Source organism: Salmonella sp. 32031103-2018-00083-FB-01-SM-01 (assembly GCF_017571995.1).
Taxonomy (GTDB): domain Bacteria; phylum Pseudomonadota; class Gammaproteobacteria; order Enterobacterales; family Enterobacteriaceae; genus Salmonella; species Salmonella enterica.
This window is the reverse complement of record NZ_JAGEQL010000001.1, coordinates 526,883-548,511: the sequence shown is the minus strand read 5'-3', so window position 1 is coordinate 548,511 and position 21,629 is coordinate 526,883. Positions and strand designations below refer to the sequence as shown.

Sequence of the window (21,629 nt, the reverse complement as noted above, 5' to 3'; positions counted from 1 at the left end):
TTCTACCGCATGGCATGACCGCCATGCGGTGTTATTCATCGACAAACTTAGCCGCCGACAATCTTTCTCACATAGCGTAAATGTTCCAGCGATCCCTCATAGGCGCTGTCAGCATCAGACTGGCGCATCGCATCCACTATCGCTTTATGTTGTTTGTTGAGATTAAGTAAAACATTTCTGTCTCCAGACTGCTCATCAAGCCCGGCATAAGGGATATTAATCCGTTGTTCCCATAACATACGGGACATATCGAACAACACCCGGTTACGGCTGGCCTCAGAGATCGCAAGGTGAAATTCTTTATCCAGCGAGTAAAAGCCGTGGACGTTATTATCGTTAATGGCTTGATCCATACGATGATAAATCGCCTCTATTTGGTTGATGACGTCAACGTTATCGTTTTGTGCGGCTAAGCGCGCACAATGGCTATCGACCAGCTCGCGAGTAGAGAGAATTTCTTCGATGGTATAGTCGCTGGCAAGGTGTTTTTTATCTGAAACGATAACCCCATTACCGGACTGAATCACGATCCATCCGGAGATCTCCAGTACAATAAGGGCTTCTCGCAAGGAGGCGCGGCTCACGCCAAGCTGTTTTGCCAGTTCGCGTTCTGGCGGTAAAAAAGTTCCCGGGGGAAAAATATTATCATTGATCAGCTTAATGATGAGGTTGGCTATCTTCTGATAGAGCCTCTCCTGCCTGACCTCAGGTATAACCATGCGCCCTCCAATCCATATCCAGGGGATTTTGAATGGATTTAGCATACCATCCTGGCGCTGGTGATCGTGATAATTAATTACCGTGCATGATAAAGAGAAGCAACCGCCGGTAGTCTCCATTACCTTCGCTGAGACTACCGGGGAACCTAAACCGAGACGAGCGATTTATCCTTTGACGTTGATTTTCTCGAACACGGGCGCAGTCGCGTTCTTAAACTGAGAAAGAGACCAGGTTTTATAGTTGATATCATTGTAGCCGCGCACCATCATCTCACCGTGCGTTAAGTCAGACAGCGTTGTCCAAACCGTATATTCTGAGACCGGTTTGCGGGTGGCGTTGCCTTCCCCTTCACTCCCCATATAATCAACCGTAATATTTTTCGGACGATCGAAACGGCTCATAATATGCGCAAGCGTATTCATTGCATCGTGGGCGGATGTCGCTTGCGGCGCATATGTGGTGTAATAAACGCCGCGTATAAAACGGGAAACCGACGTATCGGACGATGGCAAGTCTGCAATAGCAATCCCGCTATCAGGCTGCATCACTTTTATCCCGCCCAGTGTGCCTGAAGAGCGGTCCACATTGGTTAATTGCGTATAGTTATTCAGATTTGTCAGATGCCAGGGGAATGCGGGACCATTTGTCATCACGCGAGTGGGATTGTCATAGACATGGAATTTGCCATTTTCCACTTCAACGACAATGCTTCCTCCTTTCTTGTCGTAAAACGCATAATGAAATGGCGATTTCAGATCGCCAAACCGATGCAGTTCCGGTGACCAGAATTTACCCTCTTTTATTGCCTGTTTTACCTCGCCGACAGTAGCAAAACGGGCCAGCGCCCATTCTCCCAACGAGGTGACAGGAATTGCCTGTTTATATTCACTCGCGGGCAATGGCGGCAACTGCGCATTCATGATCATGTTTTCACTAAATGACAATCCCGCGCTATTCATGCCTTCAAGTATGTCTCTGCTATCGCCATCAGTGATGGTGGAAGTAATGGCCAGTATCGGATATTTCGCCTGATAGCTCACTCCCTGACTGCCATCCGGCGTTTTTTTATCAAACTGTGTTCCCGCCGGATAATACGTTAACCATGAGGGTAAATCCTGCATATATTCCAGCGTACGTCCATGAAAAACATCGCCTTGTTTATCCTGAATAGCAAGGGTTGTGCAGGCCTGTGCAGCCAGGGCGTATGAAAACAGCGCCGGAGCGATAAATAACATTGCTTTACTTTTTTTCATCATGCTCTCCTTGTTTGTAAAATGGATTGGATGAATATATTAAATTAAACCTATCAATGGTTATGCAGCACGTAATTAATTGTGATCTTATTTTACAAGCTAATAAATTTAACTGACGGGTTTAAAGGAGAGTTAAACACAGCGAACTAATATGAAACGCGTTATCCGTGTGACCATTTAAAAAAATCCCATCATGTTATAAATAAATCTTATCAACATTAAGAGATACCTTCACAACGCTATATTTACTCCACATCACCAATAACATTAAATTAATTTATGTTTTTGAGGAATGTGAGTAGCACACATGTAATCGGTTGTTACGAATTAGAAACATAATTGCTACTAAAACACGTTGAGAAAGACAAGAAATGCAACATATGATGCCCACACTAACTATAGTGGTTTGGGATAAACGTTATGCAAACACAAGATACATTTTATCAAGTTATGCGTAGACACGGCGTGACAAGGCGTAGCTTCCTCAAGTTTTGCAGCCTTACCGCAACGTCTTTAGGCCTGAGCAGTTCAATGATTCCTCAGATAGCTTATGCCCTGGAGAATAAACCGCGTACGCCTGTGATATGGCTGCATGGTCTTGAATGTACCTGTTGTACCGAATCTTTCATTCGCTCTGCGCACCCGCTGGCAAAAGATGCCATTCTGTCGCTCATTTCCCTGGATTATGACGACACCATTATGGCCGCCGCAGGGCAACAAGCCGAGCAGGCGTTGGCGGATGTGATGCGCGAGTACAAAGGAAATTATATCGTTGCCGTGGAAGGTAACGCGCCGCTGAATGAAGATGGGATGTTTTGCATACTGGCTGGCGAGCCGTTCCTGGAGAAGTTAAAACGCGTCAGCGCGGATGCTAAAGCGATTATCGCCTGGGGGTCCTGCGCATCATGGGGCTGCGTGCAGGCAGCCCGTCCCAACCCAACTAAAGCCACGCCGGTTCACAAATTAATTACCGATAAACCCATTATTAAAGTGCCAGGCTGCCCGCCTATACCTGAAGTGATGTCCGCCGTTATCACCTATATGCTGGCATTTGATCGCATCCCTCCCCTTGATCGTCTTGGACGACCAAAAATGTTTTATGGCCAGCGAATTCATGACAAATGTTACCGACGCGCGCATTTCGATGCCGGTCAGTTTGTGGAAGCGTGGGATGACGAAGGCGCCAGAAAAGGGTATTGCCTGTACAAGATGGGCTGTAAAGGCCCGACCACCTATAACGCCTGTTCAACCGTTCGCTGGAATGATGGCGTGTCTTTTCCTATCCAGTCAGGTCATGGATGCCTCGGATGTTCGGAAGATGGATTCTGGGATTACGGTTCTTTTTACAGCCGGGCAACGGGCATTCCGCAAACCGGCATTGAGGCTACCGCCGATAAAATCGGACTGGGCGTTGCTGGCGTCGCGGGCGCTGCCGCCATCGCTCACGCCACGGTGAGCGCCATAAAACATGCCCGCAATAAAAACAACACGTCATCAGAAAACGCTCCGGAAGAGAAAAAATAATTATGGCATATCCTTATCAGACTCAGGGTTTTACGCTGGACAATAGCGGACGGCGAATTGTGGTCGATCCGGTTACTCGCATCGAAGGGCATATGCGTTGCGAAGTGAATATCGACAGTAATAATGTCATTACTAACGCCGTGTCGACCGGCACCATGTGGCGCGGCCTGGAGGTTATCCTGAAAGGTCGCGATCCGCGAGACGCCTGGGCATTCGTTGAACGCATTTGCGGCGTCTGCACCGGTACACACGCTCTGACCTCAATCCGTGCCGTAGAAAATGCGCTGGGAATCGCGATTCCGGACAACGCAAACTGTATCCGTAATATGATGCAGGCTACGCTACACGTTCACGATCACCTGGTGCATTTTTATCATCTGCACGCGCTGGACTGGGTCGATGTAGTTGCCGCCCTGAAAGCCGACCCGCATCAGACCTCCGCCATCGCGCAAAGCCTTTCCGCATGGCCGCTATCCTCGCCGGGATATTTCCGCGATTTGCAAAATCGACTGAAGCGGTTTATCGAGTCCGGTCAACTTGGCCCTTTCCGTAATGGCTACTGGGGACATCCGGCGATGAAACTTCCGCCGGAAGCCAATTTGCTGGCGGTCGCCCACTATCTTGAAGCGCTCGATTTTCAAAAAGAGATCGTAAAAATTCACACCGTTTTCGGTGGTAAAAACCCGCATCCTAACTGGCTGGTGGGCGGCGTTCCTTGCGCCATCAACCTTGACGAAACGGGCGCGGTCGGCGCAGTGAATATGGAACGCCTGAACCTTGTCAGTTCCATCATCCAAAAAGCTCGCCAGTTCTGCGAACAGGTTTATCTTCCGGACGTCTTGCTGATTGCCAGTTATTACAAAGACTGGGCAAAAATCGGCGGCGGGTTATCGAGCATGAACCTGCTGGCTTATGGCGAGTTTCCGGATAACCCTAACGATTATTCCGCCAGTAATCTTCTGCTTCCGCGTGGGGCTATCATTAACGGTCGTTTCGACGAAATTCATCCTGTCGATTTAACCGCCCCCGATGAGATTCAGGAGTTTGTCACTCACTCCTGGTATACCTATGGTAACGGCAATAACGATAAGGGCCTGCATCCTTGGGATGGTCTGACCGAACCGCAACTGGTCATGGGCGAACACTATAAAGGCACAAAAACCTTTATCGAACAGGTGGATGAGTCCGCTAAATATTCATGGATTAAATCGCCGCGCTGGAAGGGACATGCGATGGAGGTAGGTCCGCTGGCGCGTTATCTGATTGGATATCATCAAAATAAACCGGAATTTAAAGAACCCGTGGATCAACTGCTTAGTGTATTAAAGCTGCCTAAAGAAGCGCTCTTTTCTACATTAGGGCGTACTGCCGCGCGTGCGCTGGAATCCGTATGGGCAGGCAATACGCTGCAATATTTCTTCGATCGTCTGATGCGTAACCTCAAGTCCGGCGATACGGCGACGGCAAACGTCACGCTCTGGGAACCCGATACCTGGCCTACATCGACAAAAGGCGTTGGTTTCAGCGAGGCGCCGCGCGGCGCGCTGGGCCACTGGATAAAAATTGAAAATCAGAAAATCGACAGCTATCAGTGTGTGGTACCGACAACCTGGAATGCCGGGCCACGTGACGATAAAGGTCAAATTGGCGCGTACGAAGCGGCGTTAATGGGGACTAAACTCGCCGTTCCCGATCAACCATTGGAGATTTTACGTACTCTGCACAGCTTCGATCCCTGCCTGGCCTGCTCCACCCATGTTATTGATAATCATGGAGGGGAGCTGGTCAGGGTTCAGGTACGATGACGACGATTCGGAGGTCTCAATGCATCTCAAAGAAATAACCAGCCAGGGGTACTATATCTATGAAGCGCCGGTCCGTTTATGGCACTGGATCACGGCGTTATCCATTGTCGTCCTGGCTGTTACAGGATATTTCATTGGCCACCCCCTGCCATCGATTCAAGGTGAAGCGACCTTTATGTTTTGGATGGGCTGGATACGACTGATCCATTTTACCACGGCGTATATTTTTACTGTCGCGCTGCTGTTTCGTATTTACTGGGCATGTGTCGGCAATGAGTACGCCAGGGAGATGTTTCTGGTTCCGTTCTGGCGCCGCGCCTGGCGTAAAGGCGTTATCAGCGAAATCCGCTGGTATTTTTTCCTCGAAAAAGAGGCCCATCGTTACTATGGACATAATCCGGTAGCGGGACTGGCGGTAATGTTCTATTTCTGGATGTCCGTACTGATGGTGTGTAGCGGCTTTGCGCTCTATGGCGAAGGACTTGGAACAGACAGTTGGGCGTATCAATGGTTTGGCTGGATGATTCGCCTGACTGGCAACGATAGCCTCGCGCTACATTTCTGGCACCGGCTGGGCATGTGGTTCATTATCGCCTTCGTCATTGCGCATGTTTATACCGCTATCCGCGAAGACATTATGAGCCGACAAAGCGTGATTTCCGTCATGATAAGCGGCTGGCGCTGGTTCAGGTGATAACAATGGCAGAAGTAACAATCTTAGGGCTTGGCAACCTGCTTTGGGCAGATGAAGGGTTCGGCGTCAGAGCGGCGGAAAAGCTGTTTGAACAGTATGCCGATAACGAGAAAGTTGACGTTGTTGATGGCGGTACGCAGGGACTGGCGCTGCTGCCCTGGCTGCAACAGACCGAAAAACTGTTAATCATGGATGCTATCGATTTTGGTATGGCGCCAGGTTCGCTGGCGATGTTTCGTGATGAACAGGTTCCCGCCTATCTGACGGCGAAAAAACTCAGTTTACATCAGACCAGTTTTTCTGAAGTGCTGGCATTGCTGCAATTAACCGGCGGCCAGTTATCGGAGATTGTGCTGATTGGCGTGCAGCCGGAATGTCTGGATGACTATGGCGGAAGTCTTACGCCGCAGGTAAAGGCGCAACTGATGCCTGCGGTCTATCTTGCGCAGGAAGTGCTGGCGCAATGGGGTATCACCGCCTCTTCAGCGGCCTTGCCCACTGAAAGGCTCAATCATTACAGCCTGTGTATGGAACGCTACGAAGATGAACGGCCAGATGCGCAAAGCGCCTGCCGGGTCGGCGATATTCGGGTGCTACAGAGAGAGAAATCATAATGTGTATCGGCGTTCCTGTGCAGGTTATTTCACCCGGTCAGTGGTTCGCCAAATGCCGCGACCGACATGGCGAGCTTATCGACGTTGATATTCGGCTTGTGGCTCCCCCCTTAGCAGGCGCATGGCTGCTGACATTTGGCGGCGCAGCACGACGAGAAATGGACGAAGCGGAAGCCGTTGAGGTACTGGCGGCGCTGGACTCGCTGGAACAGGCCATGCTTACGCAAAGCGATCCGCTGACCGGTTTTGCCGATTTATTGTCTCGCACGCCTGAATTACCGGAGCATTTAAAAAAATGACTATCTCACCCCAAAATCCTGTTTGTCCACTGGCGGATAAAGGCTTTCTGGTTACCGATGCGCAAACGCTCCCGTCGTTGATTAATGCGCATCCGACTCTGCTGGTTTTGCTGCAAAGCGACCCCAACAAACATCCGGAAGTCGCCGACAGTTGGGTCATTATCCCGGAGATCCTCAAGCAATTTCCGGCGACGTCTTATACCGCGGCATTTGCGGATAGCGAACAGAGTGATCTGATCGCCCGGGAGTATCGCATTCTGAAATATCCGGCGCTGCTTTTCTTTCGCCAGCACCGTTTTGTCGGCAGTCTGGCGGGATTATATAGCTGGCAAGAATACTCTCAGCGGGTGGCCGCATTGCTGACCACACCGGGCTATCGTCAGGATATTCCCGTTATGACGCAATAGAATGAAAGGTAACACACGTGAATCATTCCAGAACTATTCCAGTCGTTAATATTGCCGGACCAGGCTCGCAGCCAGAAGAGGAAGACTTTAACTTTCTTCCTATCCCCGCCGGCATTAATCTCCCACTGACGCCGGTTTTACCGGAACAGGCGCTGCCCGCTGAGCTTCGTGTTGCCAGACACATCCTGACTACGCTTATTCGCGATATGGATAACCCGGTGGCAACGCTCCCCTTTCCCCTGAGCTATAAGCTGAATGCCACTGAACAACAGAATAGCGGTTTGTTGGATCAACTGCTCGGCGAAGGTGAAATATCCGCCCGGGTACTATTACCCGATGGAAAAGAACAGCGTATTCAGGAGACGGTTTTTACGGGCGTCTGGCGTGTACGTGAATATAACGCTGACCAGCAACGGGTTGCCGATGAAATCATCATTGGCCCGATCCCGGAGAGCATCTGGCAGACGCATCCGCAGCCGACGATTACGCCAGAATTGCCGCCACAACCGGCGGGACTGATGAATGGCGCCTTTATCGCGCATGAAATAGCCGAGCGCGTAAAACAGCCGGTAAAAGAGCCGCATATCATTAACTTAACGCTGTTGCCAGTAAACGATGCCGATCGCGAGTATCTGGAGCATTTTTTAGGCGAAGGCTGTAGCGCTATTTTTTCACGCGGATATGGTAAATGCCGGATTGTAAGCACGCATTTTCCCGGCGTATGGCGGGTCAATTATTTCAATGATATGAACACATTACTGCAAGATATGATTGAGATAGCGGACATTCCTGATATCGCCGTTGCAGGCATCGATGATATCGAAGATGCCTACGCGGGGCTAAAAAATACGTTGGAATGGTTGAAAGAATACCCGGTTACAGAAAATGAGCCAGTGGTGCGCATGGAGTGCAAAGTATGTTGGTGGGTTTACGACCCTGCGCTGGGCGATGACGTATGGCAAATTCCACCCGGTGTGCCCTTCAGCCAGTTACCTGATTACTGGTGCTGTCCGGTTTGCGAAACCAGTAAGTCCGGGTTTATGGTGATCGATGAAGGTAATAGTTCGTGCAAAGATTGACCGTCTATTCTCACCCGCTACGGATTATCTGGCAGGAGGCGCCGATCGGTCGTTTGTTACAGGGCGCAACGCCGGTATACGCAAAAACGCTTATTTCACGTTTGTTTACGTTGTGCGCTCAGGCGCACAGCGCGGCGGCGGCTTTACTGTTGTTTCCTGAAAAGAAGCCAGATATGCAGGCCGCACAACAAGAGCTGGCGCGAGAAACGCTCCGTCGCGCGTTGACTGACTGGCTCCCCCTGTTTAGCCACCGACAGGCAACCGCTGAAGAATGGGCGTTGTTACGTCGCGGAGAGTTATCCCCGCTGGCAAGCACAATCTTTTTTGACGATGATCCTCAGACCTGGCTTGCCGCTGGCGTAAAGGGCTGGGAAGCCTGGTTTTTGCAAGAGCGTTCTGAAACCGCCCGCTGGTTGGCGGCAGTACAGAATATCATTACACCTACACTACCGATGGCATCGTCCCCGGACCATACGTTAATAACCCCTGGTCCCCTGGATGTCTCGCCTCTGGCTATCGAATATCCGCTGCTGTCAGCCTGTTGTCTTAGCGGTAAAACGACTGCGCTACGTCTGCTGGCCCGCTGCATTACGCTCGCCCGAAGTTTGAGCGCCCTTCCCACCCTGCGCTGGAATCGTTTTGATGATGGCGAATGGAAAATAGCGGTAGTGGAAACCGCGCGAGGATGGTTAGTTCATCAGGCCAGACTGACGACGTCAGGCAATATTCTTGATTACCGTATTATCTCGCCTACCACACGTCACGCCCAACCTGACGGTGTCATTGCTCGCGAACTGGCCACTATTCCGCTCTCATTGTGGTCGCAACAGTTACAGGTAATTGATCCTTGTGTCGCCGTAAATATTGTTGAATGAAGGAGCTGGCCCATGCATGAATTAGCCCTGGCGCAAAATATTATCGAATTGCTGGAGGAACAGGCAGTAAATCACCAGTTCAGCAAGGTAAAGCAAGTCTGGCTGGAGATTGGCGTTATGGCCTGTGTTGAGGTGCCGGCGCTGCATTTTGGCCTGGACGTCGCCGCTCGTCATACCCTTGCTGACAATGCGCGTTTCCACATTACTATCGCACCGGCGCAAGGTTGGTGTCTGTCCTGTAATCAACCCTTCACCTCTCAAACATCCACACTCTGTTGTCCCTTTTGTCATTCAGGCAAAGTGCAGATAGATGACAGTAGCAGAATGCGCATTCGCGAGATCGAAGTCGAATAGTCAACGAATAGTCAATAAAAAAGGACGCCAGAAGCGTCCTGAAATAATAAAAGAATAAATTAACAATAATAAAGGTTAAGCAGTGACACAGTTTTGGGAAAAGGAGGGTATCCCTAAACTGTCTTAATCAGCAAGTTTTATCAAAACTCGTAGACTAAGCCGAGCGCCACGGTGTTGTCTGTATTAGGATTCGATGGGTTGCCATCTTTTAGCAGATTGATTTTGTAGTCAACATACGCGGACATATTTTTATTGAAGTAGTAGTAGGAACCCACATCAATATATTTCACAAGGTCGAACGAACCCAGTCCATCAACATCATTGGCTCTGGATTGCAGGAACGCCAGTGACGGGCGTAAGCCATTATCAAATTGATATTGCCCTACCATTTCCCAGTTATCGGTTTTATGTGCAAAGCCGCCCAATGTATCGCCCATATAGGTCATATCATAAGTACGGGTGTAGTTTGCCGCCAGGTAAATATTATTGGCATCATACTTCACGCCGCCAGTCCAGGCTTCAGCGCGGTCGCCATTGTCGTATTTATCTTGCGTCATCTGATCAAGCGTGCGTTTGGAACTGGTATAGGCTGCCCCCAGGCTCACCCCCATGCCCAAATCATATGTCGCTGATGCCCCGAAACCATCGCCATTCTGGTACGCGATACTTTTTCTGGCATTATTACTTAAAGGATCGCCTTCTTTCGACAGGCCGTCATTTTTACCCTGATACTGCAACGCAATATTCAGACCATCAACCAGACCAAAGAAATCATTATTGCGATAAGTCAGAACGCCATTCGCGCGTCCGGTCATAAAATTATCGGAAGCTTCATACGAATCATTACCAAATTCAGGCAGTACGTCAGTCCATGAACCAATGTCGTATAACACGCCATAGTTACGACCATAATCAACAGACCCCATATCGGCAAATGCTAAACCAGCAAAACCGAGACGCGTCCAGCTTTGCGGGGAACCGCTGGAGTCACCATCTTCCGGACGATTGGCGTTGACCTGATACTCCCACTGTCCAAAACCGGTTAGTTGATCGGTAATTTGAGTCTCGCCTTTAATACCCATACGGATATAAGATTGATCGCCATCCGTACTATGATTACTGGAAAAATAATGCAGGCCGTCGACCTTGCCATACAAATCCAGTTTATTGCCATCCTTGTTATAGATTTCTGCTGCATTGGCGGCTCCAGCCATCATTACGGCTGCGGCTACCGCAGATAACACCACTACTTTTTTCATTTTATATGCCTTATTTGTCTTATTTTTGGACTTTCCGCAAAGCCTGCTCGCGGAACTGTCCAGGACAATATCACTAACAATTACCGTGCGTTAAGTTTCAAAGTGTAATATTAGCTTGCTATGTATTAGTGATGTTAAAATGCAAGTTAAGCATGGCTACATCAATGATATGCCCTGTTTTCTGCTGTAATAACAAAGAGGTTACCAGTAGAGAACTGGCTTACGGTCGGGGATGCCAGGGCGAGAACGGCACTGAACACCAGGCTGACATTCGGTAAGACGGAATCATAATCAAGTCAGTTGAGGCCACAGCCCTTCTTATTTTTGTGTATAATTTGTTACGTTTACATTTATTTTTAAATTAGCGTTATGAAAATATCAGTACTACTGAAATAGCACTTCTTCGCTTCGTGTATTTTTACTATGGTTAATTATCACATAGCGCAAACGGTCATTTTTGTATCACTATTCATAAGATTAACTATTTACCAGCGGTAATAAATACAAAAACAAATCAAGGGACAACAACAATACTGAAACTCTAAATGTTGATATTTTGAGTCATGCCGTTACAAACAAATACGATATTCTTAATTGCACTACTCCCTTTTCGGGGTAATTTTATAGAAGGATGTTTTTTATTGTTCGTGAGCCATGCTCCTTTAGTATAAAGGTGAACGTAACAGGAAAGATAAAGCGTCTCAAAAACAGACCATATGGGTATAACTATTATGCAAAAAACGTCACTATTGTTTTCGGCCGCCGCAATAACGTTAACTCTGATGGCGTCATCGGCATCAGCGGCAACGCCAACCGCCGCACAAAATGAAGCTACGTCGACCGTTAAACAAGAAATTACAGAAGGTATTAACCGCTACCTTTATTCAATAGATAAGGCAGACCCAACGTTAGGCAAGCAGCTCTTTTATGTTTCACCGGAAACCAGTTTTATTCATCCACGCGGTCACGAACGCGGATGGTCGCAGATCGCTGAAAATTTTTATGGCACCACTATGGGTAAAACCTTCAGCAAACGCACATTAAAACTGGACGCTCCCCCTGCTATTCATGTGTATGGCAATGCCGCCGTTGCAGAGTTCGACTGGCATTTTACCGCGGTACGCCGTGATAATGGGCAGACTCAACACACGGCAGGCCGCGAAAGCCAGGTGTGGGCGAAGATACCAAACACAGGATGGCGAATCGTTCATGTCCACTACTCCGGTCCAGCTAAAACCGGCGTTGGAGAAGGCTATTAAGCTTTGCTCTTCAGGTTATGGCGCAGATGAACATTCTGCGCCAGTTAAGACGATCTCAGGTCAGTTGATAGTGCTTATCCGGTATCCGTTTTGCCGGAATATCCCTTTCATCATTCATTTGCAGTAAATCGATTTCTATCGCATTGCATATCGCATCCAGCGGTAAATCATTATTTTCAGTACCGAACGGATCTTCCAACTCTTCCGCCAACGCATCCAGCGCGATAAACGTATAAGAAATAAGCACCGAAATAAACGGCGTCATATAGTGCAGATCAACCACCAGTGCAAATGGCAACATAATGCAGAAAAGATAAACTGTACGATGCAAAATTAACGTATAGGCAAAAGGCACCGGCGTATTGGCGATGCGCTCACAGCCGGCCAATACTGACGACATATCATTTAAGCGGTTGTTGAGGCTATGAAATAAAATATCGGAAAGCTTTCCGCTGCGGCGGCGAATCGCCAGCCACTCTCCCATCAGCAATAAGATACGGTTAGCGGGGGAATGGGAAGCGACAACTTTCTGTAACGCCTCCTGGTCAAGATAGTTTCCCAGAACTTGCGTTTGAGGCTGTCGACGCAATGTCATACGCAAACAGTGGGCAAAAGCGATTTGTAACCGAACAAAATCCTCGATACCGCGTTCATCAGGCAAGGTTGTTTTCACCTCTCGCAGTATTGAGCGTGAAGCGATCATCAACTGCCCCCACAAATGTCGGGCTTCGACGTAACGCGCATAACAGGCATTATTGCGAAACCCCAGAAAAATGGCGATAGCGACGCCCAGTATGCTAAACGGCGCAAGGGTAAACTTAATACCCAGCATTGTGTACCAGGGCAGCATGATAATAACGGCGATAGAAAGAAGAAAGTTAAGGAGTAGTCGTGAAAAGATTTTAGATAACACGGAACCATGCCAGACAAATATCAGGCGAATCCAGTGCTGTTGTGGTCTAACGATCATGATTATCTTCAGCAGGTGAAAAAGCACTGTCATTAAACGTGATCCAGATCAAGGTTGCAAGCTTCTGGCGATACACGGGTTCCCTGCCCTGTAGAACATTTTTTTGCACAGTGCTGATAGGCGTTGAAAAAAAAACAACCAAATGTATGTTGTAACTAAAAAGACATTTCAGCACATGAGATATATGACGGTCAACGGCTGCTATCAGTGGTATAGGGTGTTTTATCGGGGAAAGCGTCAGCAACGACGCACTGCCCTACCGCTGATTCATTTGTATGACCAGCCAGTAATGGATAACGTTGACAATATACTGTTGCTGCGCTTCGCTCAGCGGTTCTCCCTGAGGTATCTGGTGCCACTTCGCCAGGCACCCGCGACAGCAGGTTGCCGTCGCATGTTGCGCGATAAATACCGGATGGCCCCGCATCGGCGTTTGCTTACCATCATTCGCCGGGTGAGCTGGCGCCAGTCGCTGGGCGATGAAATCGGCGGCGTGTTTATCAATTACCTCCGCGCCTTTATCCCAGCAATATTGTCTTTCTTTTATCCCGAGACGAAAACGCGAACGAAATGTCGATCGCGCCAGGCGGGCAAAGAGCGGTTCAAGCGCATTCATCAGTATACCGAACGTCCTAACGTTTGTGTTAATTGTTCAAGCGCGGCGATACCTGCCAGAGAGTTTCCCGCAGGATCCAGCTCCGGACTCCAGACGGCAATCGCCATTTCATGCGGCACAATGGCGACAATACCGCCGCCCACGCCGGACTTAGCGGGCAATCCCACCCGCCAGGCAAACTCTCCGGCATTCTGATACATACCGCTGGTCGCCATTAGCGCATTAATCTGCCGGGCCTGCATGGGGGTAACTACCGGCTCGTCGAGATGAAACGCCTCGCCCTGATTCGCCAGAAAGACAAACGTCCTCGCCAGTTCCATGCAGCTCATTTTCAACGCACAGTAGTGGAAGTAATTTTGCAACACGGTAGGCACATCATGATGAAAATTACCGAATGATTTCATCAGCCAGGCAATTGCGGCGTTACGGGCGGAATGCTCAAATTCAGAGCGCGCGACCGTAGCGTCATACGTAATATCCGATACGCCGCAAAGCGCGCGCACAACTTCCAGCATCCGCTGACGCGGCGCGCTAAGCCGGCCTTGCAACATGTCGCATACCACCAGCGCGCCCGCATTAATAAATGGATTACGCGGGATGCCTTGTTCCATCTCTAACTGAACCAACGAATTGAACGGCGAGCCGGAAGGATCTTTTCCGACGCGCTGCCAGATCTCCTCTTCCGGATAATGACGCATCGCCACCACCAGACTAAGCACTTTCGAAATAGACTGAATAGAGAAGCGTTCGTGCGCATCGCCCGCCTGATAATGCTGCCCGTCCACGGTACAAATCGCTATCCCCAGCTTTGAACCCTCGACGGACGCTAATGCCGGAATATAGTCAGCGACTTTGCCCTGGCCAATGAGGGGGCGAACGCGCTGTAAAATCGTCTCTAAAATTGCATTATCCATGGCCCTGGCCACAACATGCTCCTTGCTCGCAGGTCTGAAAAGGCCTGCGAGTATAGCAGAGGGCGCCACGCGACGTCAGGGCGATTAGACGCGGTTCTTCCAGACGGTCTGCACATTACAAAATTCGTGTAAACCAAAGTGCGAAAGCTCACGACCGAAGCCGCTTTTCTTCACCCCGCCGAATGCCACACGCGCATCGCTGGCGCTGTACCCATTAATGAATACCCCGCCGCACTCAAGACGCGCCGCCATCTCCGCGGCCAGCGTATCGTCGGCGGTAAAGATCGTCGCCGACAGGCCAAACTCACTGTCATTCGCCAGCGCGAGGGCGTGCGCCGCATCTTTTGCAACGGTAATGGCGGCAACGGGCCCAAAAAGTTCCTGACGAAATGCCGTCATGTCAGGTGTGACATCCGCCAGAACGGTCGCGGCATAATAGTTGCCCTCCCCGGCGATTTTCTCGCCGCCCAACAGTAGCCGTGCACCTTCGGCGACGGAAGCCTGCACCTGTTGATGGAGTTCATCACGCAGATCAAAGCGCGCCATCGGCCCCAGGTCATTCTCTTCAACCAGAGGATCACCCATCTTTAATGCTGCGGCAGCCGCCACAAAACGATCGGTAAACGCCTGCGCAATGCCCTCTTCGACAATAAAACGTTTGGCGGCGGCGCAGACTTGTCCGGTGTTTTGATAGCGTCCTGCAACCGCGGCTTTTACCGCCAGTTCGAGATCGGCATCATTGAGTACAATAAACGGATCCGAGCCACCCAGTTCCAGTACGCACTTTTTCAGCGCCGCCCCAGCCTGAGCGCCAATCGCCGCGCCGGCGCGCACGCTACCGGTCACCGTCACCGCCGCGATTCGCGGATCGTTAATCATCTGACTCACGCCCTCATTATTGGCGTTCACCCATCCATAGACGCCAGCAGGAGTACCGGCTTCCGTCAAGATTCGGGCTATCATCTGCGCGCAACCCGTGACATTGGGCGCATGTTTTAACAAGTAGCTATTCCCCGCCAACAGTATCGGCACTGCCCCGCGTAACACCTGCCATAAAGGAAAATTCCACGGCATTATCGCCAGAATGACGCCCAGCGGACGGTATTCAATCACCGCCTGCTGATTTTCTACCAGCGTAGGCTCAGGATTCAGCATTGCCGGGCCATGTTCCGCATACCAGTCGCATAACGCGGCGGATTTCGTCACTTCCGCACGCGCCTGCTTTATGGGTTTACCCATTTCACGCGTAATACATTGCGCCATCTCTTCTGCATGAGCGCGAAGCGCCTGACCAATATCGCGTAATGTTTGCGCCCGTTGCGCTACCGATGTCAATTTCCACTTTTTGAAACCGCTCGCCGCCAGACTCAGCGCATGTTCAATCTCTTGCGCGTTAGCCCAGGGCATTGCCGCCAGCGTCTGGCCGGTCGCAGGATTCACGGATAACGCCTGTGTTGCAGTCATCATGGTCATGTTCTTTCTCTCGTTATCAGGGGAGTTGTACCATCATGACGCCCTTTACCCTTTCTGAAAAATGAATAATATTAACCAGACTATTCACGAATTGAGAAAACCATGGACCTGACGCAACTGGAAATGTTTAACGCTGTCGCTCTGACGGGCAGCATTACGCAGGCGGCGGCAAAAGTGCACCGCGTTCCGTCCAACCTGACCACGCGTATCCGCCAGCTTGAAGCCGACCTGGGCGTCTCTCTGTTTATTCGCGAAAACCAGCGACTCAGGCTGTCACCAGCCGGGCATAACTTTTTACGTTACAGCCAGCAGATCCTGGCGCTGGTCGATGAAGCCCGCATGGTGGTTGCCGGAGAGGAACCGCAAGGACTGTTTTCACTCGGCGCGTTAGAAAGTACTGCCGCCGTACGTATCCCCGCGCTGCTGGCGGGTTATAACCAGCGTTACCCTAAAATTCAGTTCGCGTTAACGACCGGTCCTTCCGGCGCCATGCTGGATGGCGTGCTCGAGGGAAAGCTGAACGCCGCCTTTATTGATGGCCCGCTAATGCATCCGGGGCTGGAAGGTATACCGGCTTACCAGGAAGAGATGATGATCGTCGCGCCACACGGCCATTCCGTCGTTTCGCGGGCCAGCGAGGTGAATGGTTATAACATCTATGCTTTTCGCGCCAACTGTTCTTACCGACGGCATTTCGAAAGCTGGTTTCATGCCGATGGCGCGACCCCCGGTACGATTCACGAAATGGAGTCATATCATGGAATGTTGGCGTGCGTAATTGCCGGCGCAGGTATTGCGCTGATGCCAGCAAGTATGCTCAACAGTATGCCAGGACATCATCAGGTGGAAGCCTGGCCGTTGGCGGAGAAGTGGCGCTGGCTTAACACCTGGCTAATGTGGCGGCGCGGGGCGATGACGCGCCAGCTTGAGGCCTTTATCGAGTTACTTAACGCCCAACTGGCGAGCGTCGACTGAAGACGAAACGGCCTGCGAAGTAAATGAGAAGCAGGTCACAAAATGATTGTCTTTTCGCCAGTAAACGTTTTAAGATCGCGGCCTCACCTTCTCGCAACTAACCCGAAATATTTTTATGACAATCAATCCAGTTTCCCGCAAGGTCGCGTGGCTACGGGTAGTTACGCTTGCTATTGCCGCTTTTATTTTCAATACCACAGAATTTGTGCCGGTTGGTTTGCTATCAGACATTGCTGAAAGCTTTCATATGCAAACCGCGCAGGTCGGCATCATGCTAACCATTTACGCCTGGGTAGTTGCCGTCATGTCGCTGCCTTTTATGCTTCTTACCAGTCAAATGGAGCGCCGTAAGCTACTCATTTGTCTGTTTGTTTTGTTTATTGCCAGCCATGTGCTCTCCTTTCTGGCATGGAACTTTACCGTGCTGGTCATTAGCCGTATTGGCATCGCTTTCGCCCACGCTATTTTCTGGTCGATAACCGCCTCGCTGGCGATCCGCCTGGCCCCTGCCGGGAAACGCGCTCAGGCATTAAGTCTGATAGCGACCGGCACCGCGTTGGCCATGGTGCTTGGGCTGCCGATAGGTCGCGTTGTTGGTCAGTATTTTGGCTGGCGCACCACCTTTTTTGCCATCGGCATGGGCGCATTAATTACGCTGCTATGTCTGATTAAGCTTCTACCGAAATTGCCGAGCGAGCATTCCGGCTCACTAAAAAGTTTACCTTTGCTATTCCGGCGCCCGGCGCTGATGAGCCTCTATGTACTGACCGTCGTTGTGGTGACTGCGCATTACACCGCTTATAGCTATATTGAACCGTTCGTTCAGAATGTCGCCGGGCTCAGTGCGAATTTTGCTACCGTCCTGTTACTGATCCTCGGCGGCGCCGGGATCATCGGCAGCCTTGTGTTTGGTAAACTGGGTAATCGCCATGCCTCGTCGCTCGTCAGTATCGCTATTGCCCTGCTGGTTATCTGTCTGCTTCTGCTGCTGCCTGCGGCGAATAGCGAAGCGCATCTGGCCATACTGAGCATTTTCTGGGGCATCGCGATTATGGTGATAGGGCTCGGTATGCAGGTGAAAGTACTGGCGCTGGCCCCGGACGCGACCGATGTCGCAATGGCGCTATTTTCAGGCATCTTTAATATTGGTATTGGCGCTGGCGCGCTGGTAGGCAATCAGGTGAGTTTGCACTGGTCAATGTCGGCCATCGGCTATATTGGCGCTATACCCGCCTGTGCCGCGCTGGTATGGGCTGTGCTCATATTCCGCAAATGGCCAGTGACGCTGGAAGAACAACCGCATTAAGACATTCGTCTGCCGGGAACAGGTTTCCGGCAGACGAAAATGCGCCTTAGTGGTACGTTTTAATAATTTCCAACACGCCGTTGATAATAAATTGCACGCCCATACACACCAGCAGGAATCCCATTAAGCGGGAGATCGCTTCAATCCCCCCTTTCCCCACCAGCCGCATAATAGCGCCAGAACTGCGTAAGCATCCCCACAGGATCACCGCCACGGCAAGAAAAATAATCGGCGGCGCGACCATAATGACCCAGTCGGGAAACTCGCCGCCATGACGCACCGTGGAAGCGGAACTGATGATCATTGCGATGGTCCCCGGTCCTGCGGTGCTTGGCATAGCCAGTGGAACAAACGCAATATTGGCCGTCGGTTCGTCTGCCAGCTCCTCCGATTTGCTTTTCGCTTCCGGCGACTCATGCGCCTTCTGCTGCGGGAAAAGCATTCTGAAGCCGATAAACGCCACGATTAACCCCCCGGCGATCCGTAGCCCTGGAATCGAAATACCGAAGGTGTTCATGACTAACTGCCCGGCATAGTACGCCACCATCATAATAGCGAAGACATAAACCGAAGCCATATAGGACTGCCGGTTGCGTTCCGCACTATTCATATTGCCCGCAAGGCCAAGAAACAGCGCCACGGTGGTTAGCGGATTGGCTAACGGGAGCAGTACGACCAGCCCCAATCCAATCGCTTTAAACAAATCCATCATAATACTATCTCTTACCCATCAGCGTTTCATGAACCGGAAGTATAAAGTGAAATTGCCCAGGCGCGCCATTTCGCCAGTGTGCAAATTAATATCCTCTACAACATATAACCTGTAATTATCAATTAGTTACAAGTTATCACAACACAATACTCCGGACGCCTTTTAGCAAATCGTGGCATCGGTCAATTCATTTAGTTGACTTATACTTGCCTGGGCAATAGTATCTGACGAAATTAATTACTTGCCGGGGCAACCATTTTGAAAAGCACCAGTGATCTGTTCAATGAAATCATTCCGCTGGGTCGCTTGATCTACATGGTAAATCAAAAAAAAGATCGCCTGTTAAATAACTATTTATCCCCGCTGGATATCACCGCAACACAGTTTAAAGTGCTGTGCTCGATACGCTGCGCGGGATGTATTACCCCGGTTGAACTTAAAAAAGTGCTGTCTGTCGATCTCGGCGCATTGACGCGGATGCTCGATCGCCTGCTGTGCAAAGGCTGGATCGAAAGACTGCCGAATCCTAATGACAAACGCGGCGTACTGGTGAAGCTAACGCCGGACGGCGCGGCAATTTGTGAGCAATGTCATCAACGACCAGGGCAAGACCTGCATCAGGAATTAACAAAAAACTTAACGGCGGACGAAGTGGCAACGCTTGAGTATTTGCTCAAGAAAATTCTGCCGTAGACAAAAAAGAGGTATGACGATGTCCAGACGCAACACTGACGCTATTACTATTCATAGCATTTTGGACTGGATCGAGGATAACCTGGAGTCGCCGCTCTCACTGGAAAAAGTGTCTGAGCGTTCAGGATATTCCAAATGGCACCTGCAACGGATGTTTAAAAAAGAGACCGGTCATTCATTAGGCCAATACATTCGCAGCCGTAAAATGACGGAAATCGCGCAAAAATTAAAAGAGAGCAACGAGCCCATTCTCTATCTGGCGGAACGCTATGGCTTTGAGTCACAGCAAACATTGACCCGGACGTTCAAAAACTATTTTGATGTGCCGCCACACAAATACCGGATCACCAATATGCATGGCGAATCACGGTATATGCTGCCGCTGAACCATGGCAACTACTAGTTTGTTTATGCGCCACGCGAAGAGCACCATGAAAATGCTGTTTCCCGCCCTGCCGGGTCTGTTACTTATCGCCTCCGGATATGGCATTGCAGAACAAACTTTGTTACCTGTGGCGCAAAATAGCCGCGATGTGATGCTGCTGCCCTGTGTGGGCGATCCGCCAAATGACCTTCACCCCGTGAGCGTGAACAGCGATAAGTCAGATGAATTAGGCGTGCCCTATTATAACGACCAACACCTTTAACCTCTTTGCCCCGTTTTGCGGGGCATTTTTTTAGTACCGTCTGGCTATACGAGTTCGTCGCTATTACCTCGCGGCATGGTCTGAAATTAGCGTTTGTCTTCTTAGTAACATAATGCCTCATCCCCTGACGCGCGCAGTACGGCGCACACGAAATCCAAACACATTGATATAGAGTCCAGCCATAATCAGTACTGCGCCCGCAAGCTGCATCCCGGTCAACGTTTCCCCGAGTAACACCGCAGCGCTCGCCAGCCCGACTACCGGCACCAGCAATGATAACGGCGCCACGCGCCAGGTCTCATAGCGCCCCAGTAACGTGCCCCAGATGCCGTAGCCAAGTATAGTGGCGACAAAAGCCAGATAAAGCAGCGACAATATCGTCGTCATATCGATGGTAATAAGGCTTTGCGTAATGTGATCCGCCCCCTCCAGTAGCAGCGATGACAGCAGGAACGGCAGGATCGGGATCAGCGCGCTCCAGACCACCAGCGACATCACCGCCGGGCGCGGACTATGTTGCATAATTTTTTTATTAAAGATATTGCCGCAGGCCCAGCTAAATGCCGCCGCCAGAGTCAGCATAAATCCCGACATCGCTATATGTTGTCCGTTGAGACTGGCTTCAATCAATACCAGTACACCTATAATCGCCAGGGCGATCCCCGCCAACTGCTTACGTTGTAACCGCTCGCTAAAAACAAACGCCCCCAATGCCATGGTAAAAAAGGCCTGCGCCTGTAATACCAACGACGCCAGTCCTGCGGGCATACCAAACTTTATCGCGCAAAAGAGAAAGGCGAACTGCCCAAAGCTTATCGTTAGCCCATAGCCCAGCAACAGCGTAAGCGGGACTTTAGGCCGGGCGACAAAGAAAATTGCCGGAAACGCCACCAGTAAAAATCGTAATCCTGCCAGCAATAATGGCGGCATATGATGCAGGCCTACTTTGATGACAACAAAATTGAGCCCCCATACGACAACCACCAGTAACGCAAAAAAACCGTCTTTACGCGACATCATCGGCCCCTGTCATTATTAAAATTTTGTAAAAAGGTAAGTTATCGGAAATCAGTGCGCCATAACAGGACTTTTCTTTTTACCGTGAGCATGGCATTGAACAACACACGATGGGCAAAATCCTGCGTTATGGTATGTTAAGACTACGCTATAGCGTATAGACA

24 protein-coding genes are annotated in these 21,629 nt (G+C 50.3%); 15 read left to right on the top strand and 9 right to left on the bottom strand.

The annotated features are described in order from the left end of the window. Positions 1–47: 47 nt before the first annotated feature. Together J4614_RS02720 and J4614_RS02715 are read right to left on the bottom strand one after the other, a co-directional pair. The gene (locus J4614_RS02720; protein ID WP_001518759.1) at positions 48–839 is read right to left on the bottom strand and encodes a FadR/GntR family transcriptional regulator; all 792 of its coding nucleotides are present in this window, start codon (positions 837–839) and stop codon (positions 48–50) included. A 45-nt stretch (positions 840–884) separates the two neighbouring features. After that, on the bottom strand, positions 885–1,976 hold the full coding sequence (locus J4614_RS02715) for a linear amide C-N hydrolase (protein WP_000976505.1): 1,092 nt from the start codon (positions 1,974–1,976) through the stop codon (positions 885–887). Between the two features lie 417 nt (positions 1,977–2,393). On the opposite strand from J4614_RS02715, the gene J4614_RS02710 reads away from it, so the two are divergent. The 9 genes from J4614_RS02710 to hypA are packed head-to-tail and all read left to right on the top strand — an operon-like array spanning position 2,394 to position 9,624. Continuing rightward, the gene (locus J4614_RS02710) at positions 2,394–3,497 is read left to right on the top strand and encodes a hydrogenase small subunit (protein WP_001194448.1); all 1,104 of its coding nucleotides are present in this window, start codon (positions 2,394–2,396) and stop codon (positions 3,495–3,497) included. A 2-nt stretch (positions 3,498–3,499) separates the two neighbouring features. Beyond that, positions 3,500–5,302, top strand: a complete 1,803-nt coding sequence (locus J4614_RS02705; RefSeq protein WP_000331201.1) for a nickel-dependent hydrogenase large subunit — start codon at positions 3,500–3,502, stop codon at positions 5,300–5,302. Beyond that, a complete protein-coding gene (gene cybH, locus J4614_RS02700; RefSeq protein WP_000924455.1) occupies positions 5,253–5,996 on the top strand; it encodes a Ni/Fe-hydrogenase, b-type cytochrome subunit in 744 nt (247 codons plus the stop codon). Before J4614_RS02705 ends, cybH begins: the two co-directional genes overlap by 50 nt. 5 nt (positions 5,997–6,001) lie before the next feature. Continuing rightward, positions 6,002–6,610 carry a HyaD/HybD family hydrogenase maturation endopeptidase gene (hybD, locus tag J4614_RS02695; protein ID WP_000852664.1) on the top strand — a complete coding sequence of 203 codons (609 nt, stop codon included), beginning with the start codon at positions 6,002–6,004 and terminating at the stop codon, positions 6,608–6,610. After that, positions 6,610–6,909, top strand: a complete 300-nt coding sequence (gene hypC, locus J4614_RS02690; RefSeq protein WP_000334907.1) for a HypC/HybG/HupF family hydrogenase formation chaperone — start codon at positions 6,610–6,612, stop codon at positions 6,907–6,909. Before hybD ends, hypC begins: the two co-directional genes overlap by 1 nt. Then, the gene (locus J4614_RS02685) at positions 6,906–7,316 is read left to right on the top strand and encodes a hydrogenase (protein ID WP_208293051.1); all 411 of its coding nucleotides are present in this window, start codon (positions 6,906–6,908) and stop codon (positions 7,314–7,316) included. The genes hypC and J4614_RS02685 overlap by 4 nt, the downstream gene beginning before the upstream one ends. 17 nt (positions 7,317–7,333) lie before the next feature. Next, on the top strand, positions 7,334–8,395 hold the full coding sequence (locus J4614_RS02680) for a hydrogenase expression/formation C-terminal domain-containing protein (protein ID WP_086776896.1): 1,062 nt from the start codon (positions 7,334–7,336) through the stop codon (positions 8,393–8,395). After that, positions 8,383–9,270, top strand: a complete 888-nt coding sequence (locus tag J4614_RS02675) for an ATP/GTP-binding protein (protein WP_086776895.1) — start codon at positions 8,383–8,385, stop codon at positions 9,268–9,270. The genes J4614_RS02680 and J4614_RS02675 overlap by 13 nt, the downstream gene beginning before the upstream one ends. Before the next feature lie 12 nt (positions 9,271–9,282). Further along, positions 9,283–9,624: a hydrogenase maturation nickel metallochaperone HypA gene (hypA, locus tag J4614_RS02670; protein ID WP_000544772.1), complete on the top strand. Its 342-nt coding sequence runs from the start codon at positions 9,283–9,285 to the stop codon at positions 9,622–9,624. A gap of 140 nt (positions 9,625–9,764) precedes the next feature. On the opposite strand, the gene ompC is transcribed toward hypA, so the two are convergent. Beyond that, complete coding sequence (gene ompC / locus J4614_RS02665; RefSeq protein WP_000758335.1) at positions 9,765–10,883, bottom strand: porin OmpC; 1,119 nt, start codon at positions 10,881–10,883, stop codon at positions 9,765–9,767. A gap of 716 nt (positions 10,884–11,599) precedes the next feature. On the opposite strand from ompC, the gene J4614_RS02660 reads away from it, so the two are divergent. Beyond that, positions 11,600–12,142 carry a nuclear transport factor 2 family protein gene (locus J4614_RS02660; RefSeq protein WP_000513120.1) on the top strand — a complete coding sequence of 181 codons (543 nt, stop codon included), beginning with the start codon at positions 11,600–11,602 and terminating at the stop codon, positions 12,140–12,142. A gap of 55 nt (positions 12,143–12,197) precedes the next feature. On the opposite strand, the gene J4614_RS02655 is transcribed toward J4614_RS02660, so the two are convergent. The 4 genes from J4614_RS02655 to sad form a co-directional block, all read right to left on the bottom strand. After that, positions 12,198–13,112 (bottom strand): bestrophin family protein, encoded by a 915-nt coding sequence (locus J4614_RS02655; RefSeq protein WP_001562768.1) that lies wholly within the window; start codon positions 13,110–13,112, stop codon positions 12,198–12,200. Between the two features lie 256 nt (positions 13,113–13,368). Further along, positions 13,369–13,728 (bottom strand): DUF4186 domain-containing protein, encoded by a 360-nt coding sequence (locus tag J4614_RS02650; RefSeq protein ID WP_000992447.1) that lies wholly within the window; start codon positions 13,726–13,728, stop codon positions 13,369–13,371. Next, on the bottom strand, positions 13,728–14,654 hold the full coding sequence (glsB, locus tag J4614_RS02645) for a glutaminase B (RefSeq protein WP_000090081.1): 927 nt from the start codon (positions 14,652–14,654) through the stop codon (positions 13,728–13,730). Before glsB ends, J4614_RS02650 begins: the two co-directional genes overlap by 1 nt. A 72-nt stretch (positions 14,655–14,726) precedes the next feature. Then, the gene (gene sad / locus J4614_RS02640; protein ID WP_001522569.1) at positions 14,727–16,115 is read right to left on the bottom strand and encodes a succinate-semialdehyde dehydrogenase; all 1,389 of its coding nucleotides are present in this window, start codon (positions 16,113–16,115) and stop codon (positions 14,727–14,729) included. 102 nt (positions 16,116–16,217) lie between these two features. Between sad and J4614_RS02635 the strand changes: the two genes are divergently transcribed. Both J4614_RS02635 and J4614_RS02630 read left to right on the top strand, forming a co-directional pair. Then, positions 16,218–17,090, top strand: a complete 873-nt coding sequence (locus tag J4614_RS02635; RefSeq protein WP_000366539.1) for a LysR family transcriptional regulator — start codon at positions 16,218–16,220, stop codon at positions 17,088–17,090. Positions 17,091–17,205: 115 nt separating this feature from the next. Further along, positions 17,206–18,396, top strand: a complete 1,191-nt coding sequence (locus J4614_RS02630) for a sugar transporter (RefSeq protein WP_000154613.1) — start codon at positions 17,206–17,208, stop codon at positions 18,394–18,396. 46 nt (positions 18,397–18,442) lie between these two features. Here the strand turns inward: J4614_RS02630 and J4614_RS02625 are convergent, their stop codons facing one another. Continuing rightward, positions 18,443–19,108, bottom strand: coding sequence for a MarC family NAAT transporter (locus J4614_RS02625; protein WP_000968968.1), 666 nt, complete (start codon positions 19,106–19,108; stop codon positions 18,443–18,445). Between the two features lie 258 nt (positions 19,109–19,366). On the opposite strand from J4614_RS02625, the gene marR reads away from it, so the two are divergent. The 3 genes from marR to marB are packed head-to-tail and all read left to right on the top strand — an operon-like array spanning position 19,367 to position 20,448. Then, positions 19,367–19,801, top strand: coding sequence for a multiple antibiotic resistance transcriptional regulator MarR (gene marR, locus J4614_RS02620; protein WP_000843434.1), 435 nt, complete (start codon positions 19,367–19,369; stop codon positions 19,799–19,801). A 19-nt stretch (positions 19,802–19,820) separates the two neighbouring features. After that, positions 19,821–20,204, top strand: a complete 384-nt coding sequence (gene marA / locus J4614_RS02615) for an MDR efflux pump AcrAB transcriptional activator MarA (protein WP_000091194.1) — start codon at positions 19,821–19,823, stop codon at positions 20,202–20,204. 28 nt (positions 20,205–20,232) lie between these two features. Beyond that, positions 20,233–20,448 carry a multiple antibiotic resistance protein MarB gene (marB, locus tag J4614_RS02610; RefSeq protein ID WP_000783049.1) on the top strand — a complete coding sequence of 72 codons (216 nt, stop codon included), beginning with the start codon at positions 20,233–20,235 and terminating at the stop codon, positions 20,446–20,448. Between the two features lie 117 nt (positions 20,449–20,565). Here the strand turns inward: marB and eamA are convergent, their stop codons facing one another. Continuing rightward, positions 20,566–21,468 carry an O-acetylserine/cysteine exporter gene (gene eamA, locus J4614_RS02605; RefSeq protein ID WP_208293050.1) on the bottom strand — a complete coding sequence of 301 codons (903 nt, stop codon included), beginning with the start codon at positions 21,466–21,468 and terminating at the stop codon, positions 20,566–20,568. Between the last annotated feature and the right edge of the window lie 161 nt (positions 21,469–21,629).